Source organism: Xanthomonas axonopodis pv. maculifoliigardeniae (assembly GCF_041519315.1).
GTDB lineage: Bacteria > Pseudomonadota > Gammaproteobacteria > Xanthomonadales > Xanthomonadaceae > Xanthomonas > Xanthomonas euvesicatoria.
The window spans coordinates 3074102-3097924 of the sequence record NZ_CP167998.1 but is presented as its reverse complement, the minus strand read 5'-3'; the positions used below and the strand labels follow the sequence as shown (position 1 = coordinate 3097924).

Annotated in this window: 20 protein-coding genes; 12 read left to right on the top strand and 8 right to left on the bottom strand. The window is 65.3% G+C overall.

What is annotated here, in order from left to right; translation table 11 throughout:
- Window positions 1-105 precede the first annotated feature (105 nt).
- On the top strand, window positions 106-993 hold the full coding sequence (locus tag ACDH77_RS13400) for a DMT family transporter (RefSeq protein ID WP_014090584.1): 888 nt from the start codon (window positions 106-108) through the stop codon (window positions 991-993).
- A 52-nt stretch (window positions 994-1045) separates the two neighbouring features.
- Here the strand turns inward: ACDH77_RS13400 and ACDH77_RS13395 are convergent, their stop codons facing one another.
- The gene (locus tag ACDH77_RS13395; RefSeq protein WP_008573185.1) at window positions 1046-2017 is read right to left on the bottom strand and encodes a peptidylprolyl isomerase; all 972 of its coding nucleotides are present in this window, start codon (window positions 2015-2017) and stop codon (window positions 1046-1048) included.
- A 69-nt stretch (window positions 2018-2086) separates the two neighbouring features.
- Window positions 2087-2329: a DUF378 domain-containing protein gene (locus ACDH77_RS13390; RefSeq protein WP_011348011.1), complete on the bottom strand. Its 243-nt coding sequence runs from the start codon at window positions 2327-2329 to the stop codon at window positions 2087-2089.
- Between the two features lie 93 nt (window positions 2330-2422).
- Between ACDH77_RS13390 and ACDH77_RS13385 the strand changes: the two genes are divergently transcribed.
- Window positions 2423-2626 carry a hypothetical protein gene (locus ACDH77_RS13385; RefSeq protein WP_164738715.1) on the top strand — a complete coding sequence of 68 codons (204 nt, stop codon included), beginning with the start codon at window positions 2423-2425 and terminating at the stop codon, window positions 2624-2626.
- A 146-nt stretch (window positions 2627-2772) separates the two neighbouring features.
- On the opposite strand, the gene xopN is transcribed toward ACDH77_RS13385, so the two are convergent.
- Window positions 2773-4974 carry a type III secretion system effector XopN gene (gene xopN, locus ACDH77_RS13380; RefSeq protein ID WP_372353910.1) on the bottom strand — a complete coding sequence of 734 codons (2202 nt, stop codon included), beginning with the start codon at window positions 4972-4974 and terminating at the stop codon, window positions 2773-2775.
- 691 nt (window positions 4975-5665) lie between these two features.
- On the opposite strand from xopN, the gene hap3 reads away from it, so the two are divergent.
- Window positions 5666-6112 (top strand): Hpa3 family type III secretion system protein, encoded by a 447-nt coding sequence (gene hap3 / locus ACDH77_RS13375; RefSeq protein ID WP_057681414.1) that lies wholly within the window; start codon window positions 5666-5668, stop codon window positions 6110-6112.
- Window positions 6109-8112 carry a type III secretion system effector XopF1 gene (gene xopF1 / locus ACDH77_RS13370; RefSeq protein WP_372353494.1) on the top strand — a complete coding sequence of 668 codons (2004 nt, stop codon included), beginning with the start codon at window positions 6109-6111 and terminating at the stop codon, window positions 8110-8112. The genes hap3 and xopF1 overlap by 4 nt, the downstream gene beginning before the upstream one ends.
- A gap of 404 nt (window positions 8113-8516) precedes the next feature.
- On the opposite strand, the gene ACDH77_RS13365 is transcribed toward xopF1, so the two are convergent.
- Both ACDH77_RS13365 and trxA read right to left on the bottom strand, forming a co-directional pair.
- A complete protein-coding gene (locus tag ACDH77_RS13365; protein WP_029819795.1) occupies window positions 8517-8966 on the bottom strand; it encodes a DUF4442 domain-containing protein in 450 nt (149 codons plus the stop codon).
- A gap of 267 nt (window positions 8967-9233) precedes the next feature.
- Window positions 9234-10091: a thioredoxin gene (trxA, locus tag ACDH77_RS13360; RefSeq protein WP_029819793.1), complete on the bottom strand. Its 858-nt coding sequence runs from the start codon at window positions 10089-10091 to the stop codon at window positions 9234-9236.
- A 206-nt stretch (window positions 10092-10297) separates the two neighbouring features.
- On the opposite strand from trxA, the gene ACDH77_RS13355 reads away from it, so the two are divergent.
- The 7 genes from ACDH77_RS13355 (at window position 10298) to rsfS (ending at window position 17207) form a co-directional block, all read left to right on the top strand.
- Window positions 10298-10915: a DUF998 domain-containing protein gene (locus ACDH77_RS13355; RefSeq protein ID WP_008573173.1), complete on the top strand. Its 618-nt coding sequence runs from the start codon at window positions 10298-10300 to the stop codon at window positions 10913-10915.
- A 67-nt stretch (window positions 10916-10982) separates the two neighbouring features.
- Window positions 10983-13625: a leucine--tRNA ligase gene (leuS, locus tag ACDH77_RS13350; RefSeq protein WP_029819792.1), complete on the top strand. Its 2643-nt coding sequence runs from the start codon at window positions 10983-10985 to the stop codon at window positions 13623-13625.
- Between the two features lie 166 nt (window positions 13626-13791).
- Window positions 13792-14007, top strand: coding sequence for a hypothetical protein (locus ACDH77_RS13345; protein WP_071118627.1), 216 nt, complete (start codon window positions 13792-13794; stop codon window positions 14005-14007).
- Between the two features lie 168 nt (window positions 14008-14175).
- The gene (gene lptE / locus ACDH77_RS13340; RefSeq protein WP_008573172.1) at window positions 14176-14820 is read left to right on the top strand and encodes an LPS assembly lipoprotein LptE; all 645 of its coding nucleotides are present in this window, start codon (window positions 14176-14178) and stop codon (window positions 14818-14820) included.
- 22 nt (window positions 14821-14842) lie between these two features.
- Window positions 14843-15871, top strand: a complete 1029-nt coding sequence (gene holA, locus ACDH77_RS13335) for a DNA polymerase III subunit delta (protein WP_014090574.1) — start codon at window positions 14843-14845, stop codon at window positions 15869-15871.
- The gene (gene nadD, locus ACDH77_RS13330) at window positions 15868-16737 is read left to right on the top strand and encodes a nicotinate-nucleotide adenylyltransferase (protein WP_372353493.1); all 870 of its coding nucleotides are present in this window, start codon (window positions 15868-15870) and stop codon (window positions 16735-16737) included. Before holA ends, nadD begins: the two co-directional genes overlap by 4 nt.
- Before the next feature lie 56 nt (window positions 16738-16793).
- Complete coding sequence (gene rsfS, locus ACDH77_RS13325; protein WP_005912943.1) at window positions 16794-17207, top strand: ribosome silencing factor; 414 nt, start codon at window positions 16794-16796, stop codon at window positions 17205-17207.
- Window positions 17208-17364: 157 nt separating this feature from the next.
- On the opposite strand, the gene ACDH77_RS13320 is transcribed toward rsfS, so the two are convergent.
- Window positions 17365-18900, bottom strand: coding sequence for an alkaline phosphatase PhoX (locus ACDH77_RS13320; RefSeq protein ID WP_014090572.1), 1536 nt, complete (start codon window positions 18898-18900; stop codon window positions 17365-17367).
- A gap of 121 nt (window positions 18901-19021) precedes the next feature.
- Between ACDH77_RS13320 and rlmH the strand changes: the two genes are divergently transcribed.
- A complete protein-coding gene (rlmH, locus tag ACDH77_RS13315; RefSeq protein ID WP_031423404.1) occupies window positions 19022-19492 on the top strand; it encodes a 23S rRNA (pseudouridine(1915)-N(3))-methyltransferase RlmH in 471 nt (156 codons plus the stop codon).
- A 78-nt stretch (window positions 19493-19570) separates the two neighbouring features.
- Here the strand turns inward: rlmH and ACDH77_RS13310 are convergent, their stop codons facing one another.
- Together ACDH77_RS13310 and ACDH77_RS13305 are read right to left on the bottom strand one after the other, a co-directional pair.
- On the bottom strand, window positions 19571-20245 hold the full coding sequence (locus ACDH77_RS13310) for an energy transducer TonB (RefSeq protein WP_372353909.1): 675 nt from the start codon (window positions 20243-20245) through the stop codon (window positions 19571-19573).
- A gap of 310 nt (window positions 20246-20555) precedes the next feature.
- Window positions 20556-23666 (bottom strand): TonB-dependent receptor, encoded by a 3111-nt coding sequence (locus tag ACDH77_RS13305; RefSeq protein ID WP_031423400.1) that lies wholly within the window; start codon window positions 23664-23666, stop codon window positions 20556-20558.
- Window positions 23667-23823: the final 157 nt, after the last annotated feature.

Sequence of the window (23823 nt, the reverse complement as noted above, 5' to 3'; positions counted from 1 at the left end):
CGATGCTGCATCATCCCTTCGCGACGATCGTGCCATGTCTCTTAGTCTGCCTGCTGCCGTCTTCTGCCGTTTCATCCCCGCATGGCACGGTTCGGGAGCACGGCCATGAGCGCCCAACCGTCGGTGCAGTCCGAGCTTGCGGTACGTCAATGGCGTACGCCGCTTGAGCTTGGTTTTCTGGGCGTGGTGTGGGGCTGCTCGTTTTTGTTCATGCGCGTGGCCGCGCCCAAGTTCGGCACCGTGGTGCTGGTGGAAATTCGCCTGGCGCTGGGTGCGTTGGTGCTGCTGCCATTCCTGTGGCTGGCACGCGAACGTTTCCCGTTGCATCGCTGGCCGATGCTGGCGGCAATCGGCGTGCTCAACTCGGCGTTGCCGTTCCTGCTGTTCGCCTGGGGCGCGCAACATGCACCGGCGGCAGTCGGGGCGATCTGCAATGCGATGACGGTGCTGTTTACCGCGCTGATCGCCTTCCTGTTTTTCGGCGAACGGATCGGCACGCGTCGCGCACTGGCCTTGCTGGTGGGGTTTATCGGCGTGCTGGTGCTGGCCACCGGCAAATCCGCCGGCTTGAGCGTCGGGCCGGCAGCGCTGGCTGGTGCAACTGCCTCGCTGCTGTACGGCATCGGCTACAACCTGGTGAAGCGCCATATGGGCGATTTGCCGCCTGCTGCGTCGGCGGCGTCGACGCTGGGTTGCAGTGCGCTCTTGCTGGCGCCCTTGGCCTGGTGGCAATGGCCGACCACGCCGGTGCCGGCGGTGGCGTGGGCCTGCGCCACCGCGTTGGGTGTGGTGTGCACCGGGTTGGCGTTCTTGATGTACTACCGCCTGATCCAGCGCATCGGCCCGGCGCGTGCGTCCACGGTGACCTATCTGGTGCCGGTGTTCGGCGCGCTGCTGGCATGGTCGCTGCTGGGCGAACCGCTCACCTGGACCATGCTGGTGGCCGCGGTGCTGATCCTCGGCAGCGTCGCCTTCAGCCAGCGCGCCCGCTGACGGGGCGCGGCTCGCTCTTGCGATTCCCGATTTCCGATTTCCGATTTCCGATTCAACCAGCCGGCGGCACACGCACCGGCAACGGCACATTGCACAGGTCGATGTGCCCGGCCGGGCGCTTGTAGAAATCGTCCTTGCGGTTGCGGCGCGCCTCGACCACATCGCGGAAGGTCTGGCTGTCGGTACGCAGCAATTGCAGTGGCGTGCGCTCTGGCGCAGGCACTTCGCTGGCCAGCCGGATCGCGCGGATCGGTGCGCGTTGCGCGGGGTCTTCGTAGAAGCCCATCGGGTCGGGGCCGCGCGGCGTCACGCTGAGCAATTCCATGCCCTTGACCACACGCCCGACCACGGTGATGTTGCGATCCAACTGGCGCGGCGATTGCCCGGTGACCACGTACAGTTCGGCGCCGATGCTGCTGTCTTCGTCGTTGTTGCGGCCTGCGCCCAGGGTGCCGTAGCAGTGCGCCAGCCAGGTCTTGCCGGTGGCCGTGTCGCGGCCGACCGGGAAGCCGTCGACAAAGCCCACCTGCGGCGCCCAGCCATCGCTGTCGGGCAGGCGCTGGAAATCCAGGCCCTGCGATGCGCGTTCGAATTCGGCCGGCAGATGCGTCTTGGCCGAGCCAAGCGATTTGGCCTTGGCCGGCGTCTCGCCATCGGGGTCGCCGAACTGCACCACGAAATTGTCCTGCGAGCGATAGATGCTCAGCCCGTCCCAGAAGCGCTCATGCGCCAGCGTGCGAATGTTGGCGACGTGCTCCGGCGCAAATTGCGGCGCCAACTCGATGATGACCCGTCCGGCATCCAGCTCCAGGTACAGCGTGCGGTCCGGATCGAGCACGCGCCACGCGCTGGCCGGCGAGCTGTCGAGAATCTGTTGCGGGCTACGGTAAGCCGCGTTGGCGGCTACGGGTAACAGCAGGGCGAGCAGGCAGGCAGAAGCAACAGTGCGCAGGAGCATGAAGGCAGCCAGCAGGGAGGTGTCTGCGATTCTTGCCGACCACGCGCCCAGACGCAAAGCATGCATCGCATGGCATGACGCCGACGCAGTGCGCCGGCGTCATGCACAGATGCTAGACCTGCCGCGGGCAGGAGGTTACGGATTGTTGCGCACGTGCGGGCTGGTGTGATGCTCGGCAGTGCCATGGTTGTTGCGGAACAGCGGTACCAGCTGCCACAGCGCCGAGAACCCCACCAGCGTGTAAACCACACGCGACAGCAGTGCGTCCTGTCCGCCGAACAGTGCGGCAACCAGATCGAACTGGAACAGGCCGACCAGCCCCCAGTTCAATCCACCGACGATGAGAAGCACCAGAGTGATGACGTTGATCGCTTTCATGAAAGCATTCCATGTGGGTTGGGAAACCCCAGACTCCGCATGCCCCAGCGAGCAGGCCGTGAGCGTCGCCCGCTGGCGGCCCGCTTTGCACACATGTCGCTCACATCCGCCAGCCATGCGGGTGGTGTCTGCGCGCTTGGGCAGCGGTCGCCAGCCGCGCGATGGCCGGTGACCAATGCCTTGGCAGACAGGCGGCGACCCGACATGGATAGGAGCGATATCGCTTCGTTCACCGCCGAGGCGAACGATGCAGCGGCGTGCATCTTCGGCCTGATGCCGCCGCTGGTCCGGCACTGAGTCCGCTTCGGCATCCGCCTGCCGGCGCGGCTGCCGAGGAAGCAGCACACCCCGCGTCAATCGACGTCGGTAACGGACAAGGCAGCGTCCGGTGCGGCGGCCATGTTGCAGGGAAGCGACGCCCTGCAACATGCCGGATCATCACCTCACACCAGGTGCTTGGAGTGTTTGCCGGCCATGCGGGCGAACTCGTGCAGTTCCGTCCCCAAGTTCCGAGCGCTCTTGGACCGCGTTATCTCGTTGTTGGTCTGTTCCAGCCTCGATCGGTTCGGGCTACTCGGGGCCGAAACATGTTCCCGGCGCGGTGGTGCCGCCCTGGATGTCGATGGCAAATCCTGTGGCTGGCTGGAAGAGGTGCTTGCCTCCTGCACAGACAACGCTCTTGCCGTTGCCAGCAGCGCTTCAACATCATTGCCCTCCAACAAGGCGTTGATGGCCTTGCTGGCCTTGGTCCCACGTCGCTGGGAGAGCGTTTCATGCATGGCGCCCAGGATTCCGCGGCCTACCTGCTTCCCCAGCCCGATGTCGGTGCTTCCCTCGCGACGGTTGTTCTTGATGGTGATGGCGGTGTGCTGGTTCAGGGCGCCAACGGCGGCCATGCCCCCGGAGATCGCCGAGACCGCCAGGCTTTGCGGGAGCGGAACATTGCGGGTCCCGCCCTGGGAGGCCGAAACGAGTTTGCTGATTACCGACGATGCGGCGCTGCCCAGGAAGATCAGATGGAACATCTGGCCGATGCGCTGTGCGGTTTGCGCGGTGAACTCGAGATAGTTGTACTTCTTGGCGATATCGTTGAACAGCTGCTGCGACAGCACGGACTTTTCGGCGCCGATAAGCAGCTTGGATGCGGTGCCGTTCGGGTCGATTTCGTCGAGCCTGCCTTCGCGCAACGCCTCAAGGTCGTTGCGCACCAAGCGCAGTTCCTGCATCGCCTTGCTGGCGTCGCCGGCCTCGATGTCGCGGTCGTCTGCCGTGATTGCGCCTGGCTGCGTACCCTCTGCTGTCACTGCATCCGCCAGCAGCTTCTCCAACTCGGCGACCCCGGCGGTGACGCGCTTGACCAGCGCTTGGGTGGGCGACTGGATCAGGCTGCGTAGCTTGTCGGCCTTGATGTCCTCTGCGCTGACCGCCGCGCCGCTGGCCAGCTTCTGCTTGCCTGCGTCGGTCAGTACATCGGCGTACAAGAGGTTGAGCTTGTTGTTGGCTTCCTGCTTGGCTTGCTCGTCGAAGCCGGCGGCCACATGTTGCGCAGCCGTCATCAACATCGCGCCAACCGTCTGCGCCGTCGGCGACAGCGCACGCATCGCGCCTGTCTTGCTGAGCAGCCCCAGCGTGCTGGCCACCGGCGAACGCAAGATGCGTGGAACGGCCTGCCAGCGGTTGCCCTGCCACTGGCGATCGTGTGCGCCCTGGGTCATGACGAAATCATGCTGGGCCTGGTGCAGCTCCTTCTCTGCTGCCAGCAAGACGTCGGCTGCCGCCGCGCGTTCCTTACTTGAGGAATTCGGATCACTCTGAATCTCGCGAAACACGTCGCAGGCTCTGGCGAACGTTTCGATCTTTTCCTTGAGGGCGTGTGCCAGTTCGGGGAGCCAGTGCTTGTCGTTGATCTGCTTCTTGTCCGGCACGATGACGTGTGCGCCGTGTTCGCGAATCGACTCGCACAGGCTGACAACCGCCGATTGTTGGCCGGCATTCACAGGTGCGGCGACCAGCATGGTGGCCAGACCGAACCCTGCGCCGGCCCACGGTTGGCGTGTCGCATAGTTGATCCACGGCGAGACGATGTACTGCATGGCATTGGTGAGGAAGCTGCCGCTCGGGTTGGGCATGCCGGAAAGCAGTGCGGTGCGCCGCAGCGTGGCTACGTCGTTTTCGTTCAGCCCCTGCGCCTTGTACCAATCGATCACATCGTGTTCGCTGATGCGGCTGACCAGGTCCGCATGCGTGGCCGCGCGTGCCTGCGCACCCGTGGTGCCGGGCGATTTCATCGGCCTGAGCCTGCTGATCAGATCGGCCGCCAAGTCCGGTGCGATTGCGCGTGCATCGTCCGAAGCCAACTGCTGACGAAGCCGTGCCAGCGTCGCCTTCGTTGCATTCGATGAGGTTGCCGGTTGCGGGACGAGGGCCTGGGCGTCTTGCTCGGGCCTGGCTAGGAGCGCCCCTAGCGTGTTTGCGCCACTGCGCCTGACGGGCGCACGCCCAAGTGGGCTGAGTGCGGGGTCCGGCGCGGATTGGTGTGTGACGGCCGCAGAGGTGGAGGCAGTGGCGAGCTCTGTTTCCTGGATCTCAGGCAAGTGCGACCCCGCACTGCGGCTGGCCGAATCGACGGATGCGGATGACTTCATCGGGACATCTCCTGACGTGTATACGGCAGATAGATTGCGTGCGTACCGGACGATTGGTGCGCATCGCATGGGATTGCATCGCAGATGCCGTGGAACCTCCCTCCCGTAGCGAAGTTCCTGGTGCAATCCTGGGCCTGCCGGTATTGGTGGAGGCGAAGTGGTGAATGCACTGCGCGAAAATTGAACTACCAGACGCGTATGCCCGCTGTCGGTCCAGCAGATTTTCTATCGCCGTACGCGAACCAAATCAGGTTCCGAAGCGGCGCCTGGTATGCAATGGATGTGGAGCGTGACAGAGGGCAGTCTTTTCAAATGCACTGGCACTCTGCAGTCGGCCGGTCTCTGTCTCGTCAGCAACCTTCCAAAAATGCGCGTCCAGGGCGAGCAGGTCGTCGTGGGTGCATGCCAATGGTGCTGCGCGTCAGGACTGCCGCGCCGGACGGCGCGCCAGGCGATGGTCATTGGTGACGGGCATGGCCTGAGGTGCCGAAAAATCTGTGGCCACCACAGCCTTGATCGCTGACTTGAGCAAACAGGCAAAAGTGCGGATCGAACTATTTGCGTGAGGCTTCGCGCTTCGTGCGTTGCGCCGGTGATTCGCGCTTTTTTTGCGGTGACCGGGCGCTGACAGTGACACTGCCCAGGCAGAGCCAAGCGATGAAGCTCGCACTTTCATTGTGAGATACCTCAAATGACATCCGATCAGATCAATGTTGATTCCATGGTGGCTTCGTTCTTTTCCGGTCTTGGTCTTCGCCTGGGCCTGACCGATGCACTGGTGCAGCGCCTGCGTGAAGGCGAGACCGTTCTCGGGCCTGCGGGCATGCTGTGTCGCGTGCATGCGCAGCCCCGGAACGATGGCGTGTCGGGATTTCCGGAAGTCATCCTGCCGTTGGCCGCACGCGAACTCGAGGGCGACGAGGTCGTCACACTGCTTGCGCTGCAAGAGCAACTGCTGACCGAGTACGGGTGGCGGCTGACGATGTCCAACCTGGGCCTGCTGTGCATCTGCCCGTTGCTGCTCGCGCAGACGCCCGAAGACGTGGCAGCCACTCTCGAGCGGGGGCAGGTCGTCGCACGTGTCGTGCTGGATGCGCTGGTGACGCAGGCGGGCAGCGCGAGGGAGGCTGTCGTATGAAGCTCCAACGCCAGAACAGCGCTCCACCGTCCATCCCAAGTGGATCGTCCGCAAATCCCGGTGCCGCGCACGCAAGCGAACCATTCGTGCCAGAGCCGCAGACGCCGCGTTCGACGGTGCTAAAGGGGCTGGCGGAGCCGAGCCCGCGCTTGCGCGCGCGTGCAGGCAAGACCACAACGCTGCCGTCGGGTGAATTATCCCCCGCCAAGACCAGGCAGTGGCGTCCGGAAGCGGGTGAATCCTCCCGCGCTGCGTCTGAGCGCGCAGAGCGCCAGCATCGCGCTGGGCGGCATCCAGGCAACCAGCAGGCGGCTTCTTCTTCGGCGACGCAGGGGGCTTACGCGCAGCGTTGTGTCGCCGCTTGCGAACGCCTGAAGGCGCAACTGCGTGCAGGTCTGAAGGATCGCCCGTTTGCGGAGCCGTCGGACGAGCAGCTCGCATTGCAGGCGGAATACGTGCAGTGGGCCGATGCCCGCTTGCAGGAGCGTATTGAGGCGTTCGGTCCGGACGCTGCCTACAAAGTTGCCGGGGATATGAAGGCGGTCGGCAGGAAAGCGTCGCTGCCCATTGCGTATGAAAGTCTCAGATCGTTTTTCGTTGGCGCGTTGCGGACGCCGCTCGGCATTTCTGCAGCCACTGCCTACCAGAGCAGCCGCCCGCCCGCTTCCGAACCCTTGAGTACAGCGACCCTGGCTGGGGTGATCTCGGGAATGGGGTCGCATGCCTGCGACACGCTGTTGATTCCATCGATGGACAGGCGCGCGCGCGTTGCCAATCTGCCGCGTTTCCAGGCGATCGATCCCAAGATCCTGGTGCCGGACCCGCCGCCGGTCCTATTGGAAGTCACCCCTGAGGGAAACAAGCGCTTCGTGCGTCCCGGAGAAAACGGTACGCCGACCCGTGCCGAGCTCACGGCACAGGCCTATGACCGTCGGGCAGGAATCGCGCAGCGTCAGTCCATGCTGGACGATACGGCGCTGGACACCATGCTGCTCAGGCCGACCATCAGCGGCGGCTTTAACGCCGCGCGGCGCACCTCAGGCGACCCCTCCACCCGTACGGCGGTTGCCGAAGTTGGCCTGGCCGGGCTGGCGGTGGGTGGTGCAGGCGCTTTGCATAAGGCGTTGCTGGACACCGGCAAGGCAATGGGGCGCACTGGCCAGATGACGGTTCCCGATTTGCTCGGTGGGCATCAGCGCTTGAATCTGTTCGCTCTTGCATTGCCGGACAAGACACGACCTCCTGCCACGTGGTCCGATGCGGTGCATTTTCCCAGCTATCTGTTGCAGACAGGTCAGGAAGCGATGGCTTTAGCGAGACAGGCGTTCAGCACGGCGAACGCGGCAACGACGGCGCTGCGCGATGTGCTGGGACGCCATATGGTCGGCAATGTGTTGGCCAACATGGCTTCGTTGGGTGCCACCAGATTGATCGCTTCCCCGCTGAGAGGAGGGTATGGCGGCGGCAGCTTGCCCGGAGAGGCCGACAATTCTCCAGCATGGGTGTTGCAGCAAGGAGCGCAGATGTTCTTCAACGATGTGGTGTGGAATGCGCTGAAAGCCAAGAACGGCACAAATACCACCCAGGCCACGCGATTGGATCACGAGCGCGCCATTGCGGCGGCCGAGCAGGATAGAACGATTTCACGCACCTTGCAGACGCTCGCCGAGCCCTTGGACACAGCGCTTGGCTTGCTTCCCCCGCCAGCCCAGGGCGAAGTGGCGCGTGCCATGGAAGAAGGCACGGGCGTGACCGTGCCGCTCAGCGCTGACGTCGACCGATTGCGCAATGCGTTGCAGCAGCTAAGGAACCAGGTGGCTGCGCAAGCGGTCTCGATCGCGACCATCGACGATGCGCTTGGTCGGCTGGCCGATCTCCCCGTCGCGGGTGACGGCGAAGGCCGCGCGGTGATCGCAGAGTTGTCTGCGCAATTGCACGCGCTTGGCGCGGCCTTGCGTCAGAAGCAGGCGCTGCAGCAGTGGCAACAGGGTAGGCCTTGAGCGCCGCCCAGGCGCCGGCGCCTGGCCATGACCAAACGCACGCGCTACGAGTTGCAGCCAGGGCTGCGGCCCGTAGCGCTTGCGTCAGCCCGGCGTTACCTGCATGCCGGAACGCAGGCTTGTCAGTGAGCAACGGGTTCCAAGTCAATGCGCCCATGGCCTGATACAAAACCGATGCGCGTTGCGCGACAACTGCAGCAACGGGCGGCACGCTTGCGGCTGCGGTGGCCACACTCGCGTTGCGCCTATGGCAAAGTGCCTGCGCGTTTGCTGCTGCGGCATTAGCACCTGGTCAGGAGGGCGTGCAGCTGTTTCGCTCCGCCATCATCCGTTGCGTGGGCGGCGAGTCGAGCGAAACATGCATCGCCGTATCGGCTGGCGTGGCAGCGTCACTGCCGTCATCCTCAGCGTGCGGGTTTGCGTTTGACGTAGAGCTGCTTGCGGACATGTGCGACCACTTCGCCGTCGCGGTTGTAGACCGTGTTCTCGAACCAGCGCAGATGTTTCTCGCCGTTTGCAGTGGCCTGGCGCAATTGCGCCAGCACGCCGTCGTCGATGACGAAATCCGCCGTTACCGTGCCGCGCCCGGGCTTGACGAATTCGATGCTGCCGGCCTTGTCCCACACGTAATATTCGCGGCCCAGGTTGTGCATGGTCAGCAGCATCCAGAACGGGTCGGTCATCGCAAACAGGCTGCCGCCGAAATGGGTGCCGACATAGTTGCGATTCCATGGGCGCTGGCGCAGCTCCACCCGCGCAAAACGGTAGTCGGCCGAGAGCACGGTGACGTGGATGCCGGCAAACAAAAATGGCGGCCACAGATTGATGCCTAACTTGAACAGCGATGCGCGCATACGGGCCTGTTTCCTTGGCAAGGGAAAGTGCGCAGCATAACATTCGCATGCGTATGGATTAGGCCGGCTGCGCGTGGTCGGCACGGCGTCCGTCCGTTGCTGCCGACCGCGAGCTGGTGTCGTCATGGTCGTTGGCCCGGGTCAAAAAGCCATGCAGGCCCCCGAACGCAACACGCCGGGCACAGGCCCGGCGCGCATCCTGCGGTGAGCAGGGCGATCGGGTGACCGCCTCAACTCAGCGCAGGTGTCGCACGTCAACGCTGGGGCTTAAAACACCAGCGCCGACATCTTGCGACGATAGCGGCCGACCAGATCTTCGTCCTCGATCACGCGGAAGGCATCGATCAGGCTACGGCGCGGCAGGTTGTCGTCGAAGCTGCGGTCCTGCCGCAGCATTTCCAGGAACTGCTCCAGCGCCGCTTCGTCGTTGCCGTCGAGCAGATGGCGCACGCCGAGCAGGTGCCGTGCGCGCAGGTCGGCGCTGTTGGCATCCACGGCAGCCTGCAGGGTGCCGGCGTCCGGGGCGTCCTTGAGAACGTTGGCAAAGCTCAGCCGCGCCTTGGCGCGCACCGCGCGGTCGTCGGTGGCCAGGTTGGCGGGCAGGGCATCGATCAACTGCTCGGCCTCGGCGGTGTCGCCGGTCTTGAGCAGCGCCAGCGCCAGGTCCAGCTTGAGTTCGTCCTTGTCCGGTTCGGCGGCGACCGCTTCACGCAGCGCCGCGGCCTGCGCCTGCGGGTCGAGCGGCGCCAGCGGCACGTCTTCTGCCACCTGCGGCTCGGCCGGCAGCACGCCGTGCTGGGTCAGGAATTCGCGCACCTGGCCTTCCGGCATCGCGCCGGGGAAGCCGTCGACGATCTCCCCGCCCTTGACCAGGAAGACCGTCGGCACCGAGCGGATCTGGAACGCCGCAGCGATCTGCTGTTCCTTGTCCACGTCGACCTTGCCCAGCTCGAACGCACCGTTGTACTCGCCGGCCAGCTTTTCCAGGATCGGCGTCAGCGACTTGCAGGGGCCGCACCAGGTGGCCCAGAAGTCCACCAGGACCGGTGTCGTCAACGATTTCTGCAGGACCTCGGTCTCGAAGGTGTCGGTGGTGGCATCGAATACATGCGGCTTGTCGGACATGGGCTTCCAGAAGTTAAGTGCGGCAACAGTGGGAGGTAATGGTGGCAAACGCGGCTGACACAAGCCCAGCCGCAATGAGGCGCTCACGTGCCCGGTTCGGGCGCCTTCCGCATGGCCGTGGCAGCGTCAGGGGTTCACGCCGCGCCCGACCGGCACGACAATGCCGCGTTCTGGCGGCGCGTCGCGCCCCGTGTTGGAGCAAGCCAATGGCAACCACCGAGCGCGCGCAGCGCTACATGGGCCTGATCGCGGCAACGGTTTTCGTACTGGCGCTGGCCGGTTTCGGCGTCACGCTGCCGGGCTATCTGCAGGCCAGCCATCCGGTGGCGCTGTTGGGCGCGCAGGGCGTGCCGCATGCGCTGGGCTTCAATCTGGTCGCCTTCGTGCTGGTAGGCGCGCTGGGCATGGCCACCGGGGTCAGCCTGCTGGCGCGCATGCCGCCCAAGGCCAGCTGGAGTCTGCGCGTGGGCGGACAGTTGATCGTGCTGGCCGGCCTGGCCTTCCTGGGCATGGGCATGCTGCCGCTGGATCCCACCGATCTGGATGGCCGTGCCAGCCAGGCCCATGCCACCGCCTGGTTGTTGTGGGCCGTGGCGTTCGTGCCCGGCATGTTGTTGATTGCCGCCGCGCTGCTCAACGATGCCACGACCCGCAGGCTGGCCTGGTTGAGCCTGGCGGCCGGATTGCTGGTGGCAGTGCTGGCGTTCGGCCCGCCGGGCCTGGTGCGCCAGGCCATTGCGCAACGGCTGGCGTTCCTGGCCTGGGTCGGCTGGCTGGCGGTCGCGGGCTGGATCTGGCCGCCGAAGCCGGCCGCGCTGCGGTAACGGTTTGGTCCACCTGCTGCACTGCGGTACCCTGTACCGCTTTGCACCGCCCGAGCATCCGCTCCCAATGTCCACCGTCGAACCGAACGTCTACGACCCGCAGCAGGTCGAAACCTCCGCCCAGCAGTTCTGGGATGCCACCCGCGCCTTCCAGGTCGACGAGAACTCGGAGAAACCCAAGTTCTATTGCCTGTCGATGCTGCCGTACCCGTCCGGGGCGCTGCACATGGGCCATGTGCGCAACTACACCATCTCCGACGTGGTCAGCCGCTACAAGCGCATGACCGGCCATAACGTGCTGCAGCCGATGGGCTGGGATGCGTTCGGGTTGCCGGCCGAAAATGCCGCCATCAAGAATAAGACCGCGCCGGCCAAGTGGACCTACGCCAACATCGAGCACATGCGCGCGCAGCTGAAATCGCTGGGCTACGCCATCGACTGGTCGCGCGAGTTCGCCACCTGCACGCCGGACTATTACGTGCACGAGCAGCGCATGTTCACCCGCTTGATGCGCAAGGGCCTGGCCTACCGCCGCAACGCGGTGGTGAACTGGGACCCGATCGACCAGACCGTGCTGGCCAACGAGCAGGTCATCGACGGCCGCGGCTGGCGCTCCGGCGCGCTGGTGGAAAAGCGCGAGATCCCGCAGTGGTTCCTGCGCATCACCGATTACGCCCAGGAACTGCTGGACGGCCTGGATCAACTGGACGGCTGGCCGGATTCGGTCAAGACCATGCAGCGCAACTGGATCGGCCGCTCGGAAGGGCTGGAAATCCAGTTCGACGTGCGCGACATCGACGGCGCACCGCTGGACCCGCTGCGCGTGTTCACCACCCGCCCGGACACGCTGATGGGCGTGACCTTCGTGTCGATCGCCGCCGAGCATCCGCTGGCGTTGCATGCCGCCAAGTCCAACCCGGAACTGGCCGCGCTGCTGGAAACGCTCAAGCATGGCGGCGTCTCCGAAGCCGAGCTGGAAACCCAGGAAAAACGCGGCATGGCCACTGGCCTGACCGCGGTCCACCCGATCAGCGGCGAGCAGGTGCCGGTGTGGGTGGCCAACTTCGTGCTGATGGGCTACGGCACCGGCGCGGTGATGGCCGTTCCGGGCCACGACCAGCGCGATTTCGAGTTCGCCAACAAGTACGGCCTGCCGATCGTGCAGGTGGTCAAGCTGCGCGAGCCGCGCAACGAAGAAGAGCAGACCTGGGACGCCACCCACTGGCGCGATTGGTACACCGACAAGAGCCGCGAGCTGGAACTGATCAATTCGGCCGAGTTCGATGGACTGGATTTCGGCGGTGCCTTCGAAGCACTGGCCGAGCGCTTCGAGCGCAAGGGCCAGGGCCAGCGTCGGGTCAATTACCGCCTGCGTGACTGGGGCGTGAGCCGTCAGCGTTACTGGGGCTGCCCGATTCCGGTGATCTATTGCGCCAAGTGCGGCGCGGTGCCGGTGCCGGAAGACCAACTGCCGGTGGTGCTGCCGGAGAACGTGGAATTTTCCGGCACCGGTTCGCCGATCAAGACCGACCCGAGCTGGCGCCAGACTACCTGCCCGGACTGCGGCGGCCCGGCCGAGCGCGAGACCGATACCTTCGACACCTTCATGGAATCGAGCTGGTACGTGGCGCGCTACACCAGCCCCAACGCACGCGACATGGTCGACCGCCGCGCCAATTACTGGATGCCGGCCGACCTGTACGTGGGCGGCATCGAGCACGCGATCCTGCACCTGATGTACTTCCGCTTCTATCACAAGCTCATGCGCGACGCGCGGCTGGTGGACAGCGATGAGCCGGTGACCAATCTGCTCACCCAGGGCATGGTCATCGCCGAGACCTTCTATCGCGATGCCGACAACGGCGGCAAGGACTGGATCAACCCGGCCGATGTCGAAATCCAGCGCGACGAGCGTGGCCGCGTCACCGGCGCGGTGCTGATCGCCGACGGCCAGCCGGTGCACATCGGCGGCACCGAGAAGATGTCCAAGTCCAAGAACAACGGCGTGGACCCGCAGTCGATGGTGGCCAAGTACGGCGCCGACACCGTGCGGCTGTTCTCGATGTTCGCCGCGCCGCCGGAGCAGTCGCTGGAGTGGAACGAGGCCGGCGTCGACGGCATGGCGCGCTTCATGCGCCGGTTGTGGGTGCAGGTGCACAAGCATGTGGGCGAGGGTGCTGCCGTCGCGCTGGACGTCGCCGTGTTGAGCGCCGAGCAGAAAGCGATCCGCCGCAAGACCCACGAAACCATCGGCAAGGTCAGCGACGACTACGGCCGCCGCCACAGCTTCAACACCGCCATTGCCGCAGTGATGGAACTGTCCAACGCGCTGGCCAAGTTCGACGACGCCAGCGAACAGGGCCGCGCGGTGCGCCAGGAAGCGCTGGAGGCGATGGTGCTGCTGCTCAATCCGATCACCCCGCACGCCAGCCACGCGTTGTGGCAGGTCCTGGGCCGCGGCGAGACACTGCTGGAAAACGTGGCGTTCCCGCAGGCCGATGCCAGCGCGCTGGTGCGCGATGCGTTGACACTGGCAGTGCAGATCAACGGCAAGTTGCGCGGCACGATCGACGTCGCTGCCGATGCGACCCGCGAACAGATCGAAGCGCTGGCGCAGGCCGAGCCGAACGCCGCCAAGTTCCTCGAAGGCCTGAGCGTGCGCAAGATCATCATCGTGCCGGGCAAGATCGTGAACATCGTCGCCGGCTAAGCCGTGCTGGTCCGGCGGGTTGCCCTCGCCGGTCCGGGCAGTGCGCCGGATCGGCGTGGCAACGCGCTTGCACGGTGGCGGGGACGTCCAATGCGGTCAGGCGCGTGGGTAACGTTGCAGCTGCCGCTCACTGCACCGGCGTGCGATGTGCGGATGTGGTGCTGCGATGGATCTTGCGATGCATGGCATGGGCGCGCGGCAACACGAAAAGGCGAGGCCGATCGGCGAGAAGCGCCAGGTGTCTTGGGCGACCATTCCATCGGTGCGTGACGACGTGCTGCTGGGTTTTCAGGCAAATCACCGCGGCGGCGCGTGGCGTGGCTTACGTGGGCACTTTCGTTTTCGACACCGCATTTCACTGGCGCGCACGACGCGTGGGTGAGTTTTGGCAGTGGTTGCCGACGATGCGTTTCACTGGCGCGTGGCGACGCGTTTTTTCATTCCTGGGGCGCCGCAGTGCTTCGCGGCGCCCTCTCAAGCCCCGTTCACGCGGTCTCGGGCAGGCTAGCCGCCTGTTGCCGCCGCCGGGGCGCTCATCCAGACTGTGCCCATGATTCGATTTCCTACTGCCTTCGCTGCGTCCCTCGTGCTCGTCTCGAGCCTCACCGCCTGCGGCTTCCATTTGCGCAATTCGCTGGCGTTGCCGCCCGACACACCGGCGGTGAAGGTGCAGTCCGCCGTGCAGTACAGCGAGCTGGCCAAGCTGTTGCGGCGGGGTCTCAAGGCCTCCGGCGCCACGCTGGCCGACGAGGATGCCAAGACCGGCTTTGCGCAGTTGCAGGTGTTGTCCGAGCGTTGGGGCGATCTGCCGATCGCCATCGACAGCCAGGGCCGTGCACAGGAATACAGCCTGCGCTACGCGGCCATTTTCACCGTCACCACCGCCAATGGCTCGGTGCTGGTGCCGCAGCAGGTGATCGAGCTCTCGCGCGACTACGTGTCGCCACCGGTGGATGCCACCGGTACGGCAACCGAGCGCGAAATCCTTGCCGACGAACTGCGCAAGGACATGTCGGCCTCGATCCTGCGTCGTATCGACAGCGTGGTGCGGGCACGCCTGCAGCGCGGCGAAGGTCTGGAGAGCACGCCGACCGCGCCATTGCCGCCGGCCCCGACGGCGCCAGCGCAGCCGACCACGACACCCGAATCCAGCGTGCCGGCCTCGTTGCCGCCCGCGCCCACGTCGGGCAACTGAGCCGCGCCCCGCGTTTTCGGTGATGGAACTTCGCCCAGAGCAGCTGGCCGGCCAGTCCAGCCAGCCCTTGCAGCCGGTGTATCTGATCGCCGGCCCCGAGACCTTGCGTGTGCTTGAGGCCGCCGATGCGGTGCGCGCACGCGCGCGCGCCGAAGGCATCGGCGAACGCGAAGTATTCGATGCCGATGGCCGCGAGTTCGACTGGAACCAGCTTGACGCCAGCTTCAATGCGCCCAGCCTGTTCAGTCCGCGCCGCCTGGTCGAAGTGCGCCTGCCCAGCGGCAAGCCTGGCAAGGACGGGGCCGAGGTCATCACCCGCTTCTGCGCCAACCCGCCGCCGGACGTGGTGCTGCTGATCACCGCCAACGACTGGAGCAAGGCGCATCACGGCAAGTGGGCGGAGGCGGTCGGTCGCATCGGCACCATCGCGGTGGCCTGGGCGATCAAACCGCACGAACTGTCCGACTGGATCGAGCGCCGCCTGCGCGCGCACGGCCTGCGCGCCGATGCCGCTGCCGTGCAGCGCCTGAGCGAGCGGGTGGAAGGCAACCTGCTCGCCGCCGCGCAGGAAATCGACAAGCTCGCCCTGTTGGCCGACGGCAAGACGCTGGATCTGGAGGCGATGGAATCGCTGGTTGCCGATGCCGCGCGCTACGACGTGTTCCGGCTGGCCGAAACCACGTTGTCCGGGCAGCCGGCCGCGGTGATCCGCATGCTTGCCGGCCTGCGCGGCGAAGGCGAGGCGGTCGCCGCGCTGATGCCGATCCTGATCAAGGAACTGCTGCGCACCGCGTCGCTGGCGAAGGTGCAGGCCAACGGCGGCAACCTGGCCGCCGAAATGAAGGCGCAAGGGCTGTGGGAATCGCGCCAGGCGCCCTTCAAGCGCGCGCTGCAGCGTCACCCCGAACCGCACCGCTGGGAACGCTTCGTCGCCGAAGCCGGGCTGGTCGATCGCATGGCCAAGGGCCGCGCCGACGGCGATGCCTGGGTTGGTCTGGAACGCCTGCTGGTGGCCGTGGCCGAAGCCCGCGCGGTGAGATTGTTGGCGTGAAGGCCAGGGACGCCGGGACCCGGGACCCGGGACCGGGGAGCCGGGAAGGGCAGGGTGACCGGCAGCGAGCCCATTCCGACCAGCTTGCGCAGGCCAGCCCTGCAAGCAGCTCTTCCGGATCGCAGGAACAGCAACGCTCCCATCCCGACCACGTTGCAGACCCCGGCTCTTCCGGTTCCCGAATCCCGAATCCCGATTCCCAGCTCCATCTTTACTACGGCGGCACCTTCGACCCGATCCACCTGGGCCATCTGGCCATCGCCTGCGCGGCGCGCGACGAACTGGGCGCGTGCGTGCAACTGGTGCCGGCGGCCGACCCGCCGCATCGCCCTGCACCCGGTGCCACCGCTGCGCAGCGTGCGCAGATGCTGCAACTGGCGCTGGCCAACTCTCCAGGCCTGCAACTGGATACCCGCGAACTGCAGCGCGCCGCGCAGTGCGATGCGCCGTCCTATACGGTCGATACCTTGCGCGAGCTGCGTGCCGAACTTGGCCCTACGGTGCCGATCGCCTGGTTGCTCGGCGCCGATGCCTTCGTCGGGCTGCACCATTGGCATCAGTGGGAGGCGTTGTTCGGGCTGACGCATTTCGTGGTTGCCGCCCGTCCGGGCACACCCTTGGCGTTGGCCGACGCACCGCAGCTGGCCGCGATGGTGCAGGGCCGCTGGGTCGCACGCGCGGACGAGCTGGTCAGTGCGCCGGCCGGCCGCCTGTATCTGCTGCATCAGCCACTGCGCGGCGAATCGGCCAGTGCGGTGCGGTCACGCATCGCCACCGGCGCGCAATGGCAGCGTCTGGTGCCGCCCCCGGTGGCCGCAATGATCCAGCGTGAAGGCCTGTACCGCAGCGTCCGCCCGGCTACCTGAACACGCGTGCTGCCGGACCGGCCTATAATTCACGCCAATTCCATCGAGTTGCCGCTTTGACCAGCCAAGCCCAAGTCATCAAGACCTCCCTTCCGAACCCGCCGCCGTCCGTGCCGGCCCTGTTGGCTACCGTGCGCGAGGCTGTCGAAGAACTCAAGGCCAAGGACGTGGTCGAGATCGATGTGCGCGGCAAGTCCAGCGTCTGCGACTACATGGTGGTGGTCTCCGGCACCTCGACCCGCCACGTCAAATCGATCGCCGACGAAGTGGTCAAGTTCGCCAAGCGTCTGGACGTGATGCCGCTGGGCGTGGAAGGCGAGCGCGAAGCCGAATGGGTGCTGGTCGATCTGGGCGATGTGGTGGTGCATGTGATGCTGCCGCGCGTGCGCGAGTTCTATGCACTGGAGCGTCTGTGGACCGTGGGCGATCAACGCCCGTCCGACGAAGACGAGTCCGACGAACTGCGCTGAGTCTGCGCAGGTGCGCCGCAGGCGCGCAGAGACAACAACGGCGCCCTTGGGCGCCGTTGTTGTCTGGGACGTTCGCTGCGCAATCGGTCGGCGTCGTGCATTCCTTGGCCACGCGCTGTTCGGGACATGCATACCGCAGGTGCGCAGCGCCACGCGCTTACAGCGGTCCGCGTTCCCACGGCCCGGTGATGGCCAGGGTAATGCCCGGCGTCTGGATGTTGACGAACAAGGTGCGCGCCAACGGGTCCCAGCACGCGCCGCAGAACTCGGTGTCGCGGTAGTCGCCTTCGGCGATCGTCTTGCCGGCATCGGCAATCTGCTGCGAGGTCAGCTGCACGTTGTTCTTGGCCAGATAGAACGAGGCGCCGTTGCGCGTCAGCCCGAGCAGACGCGCGCCGGGGCCGTATTGGTCCGGGCTTTCGCCGCCGTCTTCGCACAACACCACGCCGCCGCGCGCACTCACCGTCACGTTATCCGGGTTGTGCGCAGCCAGCTGATTGCCGCTGACGAACAGCGCGCTCAGGCGTTGGGTAAACAGGTCCAGCACCCACACCGCACCGTTGCCGTACCCACGGCGCCCCTGCGCATCCACGCCGGTGCTGGTGTCGACGATGAACATCTTGCCGTAGCTGTACCAGATGCCTTCGCCGCGGCTCATGCGCAGCGCGCCATCGGCCCAGGCCTGCGCGAACGGGCCGCTCAGGGTGTCGTTGGCGCCAATATCGGCAAAGCCGGCCGGCGCAGCGATGCTGTCCAGGTCGGGCTCGGAGATATCCACCCATTCCAGCTGGAATTGCTGGCCGATGCTGGCCACGGTGAGATCGGCATTGCGGCGCCCGCGCACGCGCGCGGCTTGCAATCGCCCGCCGTTTTCCAGCGAGCCATTGCGGCCGCGGCGGTCGTTGGGGATGAAGCGGTACAGGCCGGCCTTGTTGCGGTCGTCTTCGGTGAGATAGACGATGCCAGTGCGCGGATCGATCGCCACCGCTTCATGGCTGAAACGGCCCAGGCCCACCAGCGGGCGGCCGGTGGTGCGGTGGCTGTCCGGGTCCACCTCGAACACATAGCCATGCTTGCGGCCGGTGCTGGAGACCGCATTGGTCTTGATCTCTTCGCAGCTCAGCCAGGTGCCCCACGGCGTGGGGCCACCGGCGCAGTTGACCAGCGTGCCGCCCAGGCTCGGCTCCAGGCTGCCCCAGCCGCGCCGGCCGTAACTGAGCGTGGTGGTGCCGCCGCCGGCCTGCTGGGTGCCGCTGACGATGCCGGTGTCGTACATCGCCGGTGCGCGGAACGGGTTGCCTGCGCCGCGTTCGTGGTTGCGGATCAGCACATATTCCAGACCGCGTAGCGGGTCGCTGCCGGGGCGCCAGTCGGGTCGGCGCAGGCCGACCACGGCCATGCCGTCGTGGCGGTCGGGGCAGGGCTGGCCGTCGTCCATGCGGTCGCCGCTCCAGCCGAACGAGCGATAGCTGAAACCCTGTGGCAGCTGCAGCAGCGGCAAACCGGTGCTCTGGTCGGCGACCGGGGCGAGCGGGCCGTACCGGCTCGGGACCGGTGCAAGCTGCGTGGAGGGCGAGGTGGCGGCCTGGGCCTGGCGCGACTGCAGCGCGCTCAAGCTGCCAAGGGCGCCGGCGGCCATGACGGCAGCACTGCCCTTGAGAACCTGGCGGCGGGCGGGATCGAAAATCGGCATCGAACGACTCCTGCGTGGCTGGGTGGTCGAGCGACACTAATTGCCAGCTGTAACCACACCATGACACGCGGTGACAAATCGCCGCGGGCTGCCCGGGCTGTGACGCGGATATCATGTGGTCATGAAATGCCGACTCATCGCTACCGGCGAGCGCGCACCAAGCTGGGTGGCGCAAGGTTTTGCCGAATATCAAAAACGTCTTTCGCACTGGATGCCGCTGGAGCTGGTCGAGATCGAGCCCGGCCTGCGCGGCAAGGGCCGCGATGCGCAGCGCGCGACCGACGACGAAGGCCGTCGCGTGCTCTCGGCGCTGCCAAAAAATGCCTACGTGGTGGCGCTTGATGTCCCCGGGCGCCCGCTCAGTTCCGAACAGCTCGCCCAGCGCATGGAGCATTGGCGCGGACAGGGCCGCGACCTGGCGTTTCTCATCGGCGGACCGGAAGGCCACGCGGCGGAGGTGCTCAAGAGCGCCAGCGAAAGCTGGTCGATCGGCCCGCTCACCCTGCCGCACATGCTGGTGCGCCTGATCGTCGCCGAGCAGCTGTATCGCGCCGCGGCGATGCTGGCCAACCATCCGTATCACCGCGCATAAGAGCGCCTAACGGAACTGGTGTGCAGAGCCACATCGATGCGGCGGCTGCGGTTGCAGGCCGCCGCATCCAGTCGCCACTTAGTTCAGCGAGAAGCTCACCGGCACCAGACCATAGGCCTGCACGGCCTGGCCGTTCTGCATCGCCGGCTGGAAGCGCCAGCTGCGCAGCACCTGGCTACGCGCGGCCAGGTCGAGCACGCGATGACCACTGCTGGTCTGCACGCTCACCTCGGCCGGACGCCCATCGGTGCCAACCAGTACGCGCAGTACCACCGTGCCTTGCTGCCCTGCACGCAGTGCAGCCGCCGGATAGCTCGGCGCGGGCGAACTCAGATACTGCAATTGCCCTGCTTCGACTGGGCCGCTGGGTGCGGTGGTTGTCGGAGCGCTGTCTGCAACAGCGTCGGAGACCGTTGCGGCAACGGCAGCCGGTGCGCTGTCGACAACGGAGGGTTCACTGACCACCGGGGTCTGTACCGGCACCGGCAGCGTCTTGGTCGGTGAATGCGTTTTCGGCGTGAACTTTACTTCGACTGGAAACACCAGCGGCGGTGGCGGCGTCGGGATGCTGACCGGCATGAGCCAACGCTCTTTTGGCGCGGTCTGCTGCGGAATGGCCCGGTGCGAGAGCGGAATCAGCAACAACCCGCCGGCCAGCAGGTGCAATGCCACGGCCGTGCTCATCGCCAGAACGCGGGAGGGGTCGATGCCAAGGGGACGGGAAGAAACCTTCGATTGCGTGCGAACCATCATCCACCTCCAGAACGGAACTGCGGAAAGGACCAGCGCGAGCCGGACGCACATCACCATCCGGTGGCGTAGGTTTACCGCAGTGGTGGCAACCGCACAAGCGCCGCGCAAATGCGCGGGGTTGCATCGAGCCGTCAACGCGGCACGCGTCGTTTTCATGGTGCTTGGGGATGCGTTGCGGCTCACGCATATCGCATGGACCAGCCGCGGCACTCATCCGCGCAAGCAAAACGCCCAGCCGAAGCTGGGCGTGGATCGAAGAAAAGCCCAGCCCTTCGCAGGGCTGGGGAAGCGACGCTGACGGGAGAGTGCGTCAGTAGTCGTACGACACGGACAGCACGGCGTAGCGGGGCTGAGTAAAATAGACCCCCATGCCATAGGTGTTGGACAGGGTGTAGGGGCTGTCTTCCCAGGTGGAGTCCACTTGCAGCGGCTTGCGTTCGTTGAAGATGTTGAAGCCTTGCAGGGTAACGGCCAGTTTTTTGTCGGCAAATGCCGGGCGGTAGGTCAGGCCCAGGTCGACGATCTTGGTCCACGGCAACCGGCCGGCGTCGCCAGGACGCGATGGCTGGCCGTTGCAGATGTGATAAGCCGAGCCGTAACCGACCGGGTCGCCCGCATCGGAAGACTCATCAGTGCCGTTGGTGCTGACATAGCCCAGGCAGGACCGCGGCGTTCCGGACAGGACGCGGATATTGCCCGCGATCAGCCATTCCGATGCGATCTGGTATGAGCCGTAAATCTTGATCTGGTGGCGCCGATCGTTGGCCAGGTAGCCGCCGGAATACCACATCAGCGCAGCGGCATCCCAGTCCTGGGTTTTGGACACGTCGGTCTGCCCGATATCGGATTTCACCTGGCCCTCTGTGTTCCCAAAGTTGCGCGACAGGGTGTAATCGATGCGGCCTTCCCACTTGCCGTCGAACGGATGCTGCAGGAACAGATCCAGTGCCAGGTACTTGCGCTTGGCCTTCTTGTCGAAGCCCCAATCGGCCGACGACATCGAAACCGCGGTGCGGCCGGAACCATCCAGGTTGGCCAGGCTGAAGGAATTGGTTTCGCCCGGGTTGAAGATGACGCAGCCGGGAACATTGACGGTGCTGGGGTCAACGCCGATCGCAGTCAGCTTGGTGCGCATCTTGTCCGAATCGCAGACATCGTCGATGGTGGTGCCCAAGTTGCGGTAGGTGAACTTGGCGCCGGTAACCCAGTCGCTGCCGAGCGTCTTGTCGAAGCCGACCATGAACTCATCCTGGTACATCGACTTGAGATCCCGGGCGGCAACGCTGGCCGAGTCGGTCGGCTGGCCGCATTCCTGATTGGAGGAGACCACGTTGCCCCCGCAGGAGAAACCCACGCTTGGGTCGACTGCGATCGGGGTCAGGCCGGTGGGATTGCCTTGCGCGTCGATGCCCGTGTAATTGAAGTACTCGCGGGTGTAGGTTGATGGTGATGCACCGCGGATGGCGACGCTGTTGGGCAGGGCCAGATAGTAGCGGCCAGCGTTACCGTAGACTTTCAATGACGAATCGCCAAAGACGTCCCAACTCAGGCCCAGGCGCGGCGCCCACTGGTCGCCGCTTTCGACATATGGCGTGCCGGCATCGTTGAAGTTAGTGAACTTGTCGTTGCGTACGCCCAGTGTCAGCAACAGGTTGTTGGTCACCTGCCACTTGTCTTCCAGAAAGTAAGCCTTCTGTCGGACCGACATGCTGGTAGACGTGTTGTAAACGCCTCGATACACGTAGTAACCGTTGCCGCCTGCCGGACCAACGCCTAGCGAACCGCTGATCGGCAAATCCGGACGCGACGAATTACCGTAGGTCCAGGTATAACCCGGTCCGGTCGTGACCACGCCCTCGTTGTCGGCGTTGAAGTACATATTGTCGACGCCCGCGGCCAGCGTATGGGCGCCCAGCACGTATTCCAGATCCAGGCGCAGACCGTGCGTGCGGTTTTCGCCGTCGCGTCCTTGAGACGAAGTCTGATTGTTACGGATCTCGGTACCTCCAGTGACGGCGGGGTCCTGCAGGTTGGCGGAATACAGATACGGATTTGTGCTCGGGTTGTTGCGATAGTCGCTCTGCTGGCTTTTGCCGTAGGTCGCGCTGAAGGTCAGTGCGTCGGTGATGTAGCTGGTGTACTTGCCAATGTAGTAACGGTCGTTGACCTTCACGGTGTCGGCGAATGCATCGTCTGCATCCGAGGTGATGCCGTCGTAGCCATTGAAAGCGCTATAGACACCGCTCTCGCGGTAATTGTTTTTTACGCCAGTGAATTCAAGGACGTTGCTGTCGTTGATATTCCAGTCGATCTTGGCGTAGACCTTCGGCTCATCAATGCGGTAGTTGTTGCGGCCGATGACCGGGCTGTCGCGGCTGGCGGTCGACGCGCCTTCGGTGCGTTCCTGTTCGGCGGCGATGAAAACGAAGAGCCGATCCTCGATCAGCGGGCCGCCCGCGTAGGCGCTGTAGACCGTATTCCATGCCTGGTCGTCCTTGCGGCTGCGGTACAAGGTGCCGGGCAGGCTTTCATCGCTGTACTCATAGCCGGCAGGCGGTGCGGTATTCGGATAAAAGACATTCTTGTAGTCGCTGGACAGGCTCTTCGGCCGCCACAGCATCTGGCCGCCAAAATGCCACTCGTTGGTGCCGCGCTTGCCGACCTGGCTGAGCACGCCGCCTGCCGAACGGCCGTAGCGGGCGCTGTAGCCGCCGGTATAGGTTTCCTGCTGGTCGATGGCGCCGTAGGGCAGGGTGACGCCGCCGATGTTGGTCAGCGGATTGGAGCTGAGATAGCCGTTGAGGTAGTAGGCGTTCTCGGTCACGCCGGCGCCGCCAAAGGAAATGGCGTTGCCGAAATAGCCGCTGCCCTGTACCGCGCCAGGCGACAACAGCGCAATCGCTTCGCCCGAGCGTGCCAGCGGCAAGCGTTGCAGTTGCTCGGCCGTGATGACGGTGCGCGAAGCAGTGGCGGAGACGTCCACCGGCGAGATGTTTTTGCCGGTCACCGTGATGGTGCCCAGGGTGGCTGTGTCGTCGGACGCATTGCCGCTGCCAAAGGACACATCGGTGCCGGCGCCAACGCGCAGTGCGATGTTCTTGCGGGTCTCGGCGGCCTGGCCTTCGCGTTGCAGGGTGACGGTATAGGTGCCCACCGGGAGGTTGCCGATGGCATAACGGCCATTGGCATCGACCGTTGCCGTGCGCGTCAAACCGGTGTCGCTCTGCGCGGTGACCGTTGCACCTGCACTGGCCGGCGCGCTTCCGTAGATGCCGGCAGTGGTGCTTTGCGCGGCTGCAGTGCCGGTCGCGAGCATGCCGACGGCGCCGCTCAGGGCAAGCGCAAGCATGCTGATGCGGCCATAGCGCGCAGGCGACGTGGAACGAAACGGGCGGCGTTGCCGCGCGGCGTGGCTGGTCATCTCTATCGCTCTCCAGATGGGCGCCGTCACGAAGATGACGGTGCGCTGACAATCGATGCTAGAGAGCGGTCGCGCTTGCTTAAAGAATGATTTCGCTAAATTTCATGTTTTTTTAAGCACAAACAGCCGAAAACGCGCATTCAGGATAAGTCGTTGT